The 1,875-nt window shown below is 43.0% G+C and carries 3 protein-coding genes and 1 pseudogene; all 4 read left to right on the forward strand.

Translation table 11 applies throughout. The features are described from left to right. Positions 1-688, forward strand: a 688-nt coding sequence (locus Q7P41_RS05975) for an NAD(P)/FAD-dependent oxidoreductase (protein ID WP_303882880.1), incomplete at its 5' end; no start/stop codon positions are given. Positions 689-690: 2 nt separating this feature from the next. Further along, positions 691-1,089 (forward strand): DUF1667 domain-containing protein, encoded by a 399-nt coding sequence (locus Q7P41_RS05980; protein ID WP_303882881.1) that lies wholly within the window; start codon positions 691-693, stop codon positions 1,087-1,089. Between the two features lie 4 nt (positions 1,090-1,093). After that, on the forward strand, positions 1,094-1,354 hold the full coding sequence (locus Q7P41_RS05985; RefSeq protein WP_303882882.1) for an HPr family phosphocarrier protein: 261 nt from the start codon (positions 1,094-1,096) through the stop codon (positions 1,352-1,354). A 128-nt stretch (positions 1,355-1,482) separates the two neighbouring features. Further along, positions 1,483-1,875, forward strand: a pseudogene (locus Q7P41_RS05990) (UPF0236 family transposase-like protein); the annotation flags it as partial.

The following is a 1,875-nucleotide window of genomic DNA, read 5'->3' on the forward strand; positions in this document are numbered from 1 at the left end:
GCCGTGGCCGGGTGGGCTTAGGCGCAACATAGCCCAGTGTTTGGATGATTATGGAATTCCTTTTCATTTAGAAGAAACCGTTGTAGAGATCCATGGAAAGGATAGGCTAGAAGGAGTAACTGTTGCAAAGGTTGATAGGAATCGCAATCCCATTGTAGGAACTGAGTGTTTTGTAGGTTGTGACACGCTGCTTTTGGCAGTAGGCCTTATTCCCGAGAATGAACTTTCTAGAATGGCCGGCGTTGCGATAAATCCAGTTACTCAAGGACCTTGTGTTAATGAACTTTTACAGACCTCAAAGCCAAAGATATTCGCTGCTGGCAATGTGGTTATCGTCTATGATCTCGTTGACTGGGTGAGCAAAGAAGGCGAAAGAGCTGGCAAAAATGCTGCCCTTTTCGCTGCAGGGGAATTAAAAGAAGCAGCAAGAAAAATCAAGATACTGGGAGGCAGCAACGTGAGACTATATTCCCCTCAATGGTTGTCTGGTCAGTCAGATGCGACAATTTATATGCGAGTTGCACAACCTATAGAAAAAAGATGTAAGGTCATTGTTGAACCAGGTGCATACGAAAAACAGTTAAGGTATGCTAGGCCGGGCGAGATGAGCGAAGTTCAGATAAAGGCTGAATATGTAAAATCCCTTGGCGATGTCGAGGAAATTCTTGTGGATATAAGGGAGGCTTAAAAATGTCTGTCGAAAGGAGAATAACATGTACATCTTGTCCTGTTGGCTGTTTCATGATAGCCACGGAGGAAAATGGAAAAATTGTTTCGATTTCAGGGAGCAGTTGTCCTAGAGGAGAAGAATACGCCAAAGTAGAGTTAGCCGATCCACGGAGGGTGTTTGCCTCTACTGTAAGAGTTGAGGGTGGAGCTCTGCCTGTATGCCCGGTGCGTAGCAGGGAACCGGTTCCCAAAGATAAGATATTTGACATAACAAAGACTGTTGCCCGAGTCAAAATAAAGGCTCCTATAGAAATTGGCCAGGTCATAATTAAAAATGTATGTGATACTGGTGTGGATATAGTGGCGAGTAGATCTTTACCCGCCAAGCAATCCGCCGATATTGTCGCTCAAGGAGGTTAAAACAGTGGTCGAAAAAGAGGTAATTGTGAAAAACCCGCATGGTTTGCATGCCCGACCAGCTGCGGTGTTCGTTCAAAAGGCTGCGTCTTTTCCGTGTAAAATCACCATTTCCAAAAACGACAAAGAGGTTGATGCTAAAAGCATATTGGCTGTTATGAGCTTAGGAGTAGAGCCAAACGAAAAGATTATTTTAAGAGCTGATGGCGATAAAGAAGAAGAGGCTTTGGAGGAACTCATAAAGATTTGCGAGAACATAGAAATGTAGAAAATATATGTATACATATTGATCGCGTAAAATATTTGCAGGAGATTTTCAGAGGTAAAAAATAAAGGGACCGCTCCTTTTGATAGAATCTTTGTAGCACACAAAAACTCATAAAGGAGGGTCCCAACTTGAACAAGGATATTTTACTACAAAAGCACCAAACTTCATCAAGGAGTTGCTTGAATTCTTCGGTGATTCCGAGGTCAGGACATTAGCGGAAATTGAAGACGAAATCTCTCGGATCATGAAGGCCTTTATCCGAGAACTGATAAAGGCTTACTTCGAGCTTGCAAATGAGGCCATATTAAAGGACAAAACGTCTCGAAAGGAAAGAGGATTAGTTGTAGAAAGGCGTGAAGACAGAAGGAGCTTATATACCATCTTTGGGGATATATCTTTTAGCAGGACCTATTACTTCGACAAAAAGCGAAACGCGTACATCTACCCCCTGGACAAAGCATTAGGGTTGGATAAATACGAAAGGTTGACTGAAGCAGTGGCCATAAAGCTGGTAGAAACGG

It is taken from the genome of Acetomicrobium mobile (assembly GCF_937920065.1).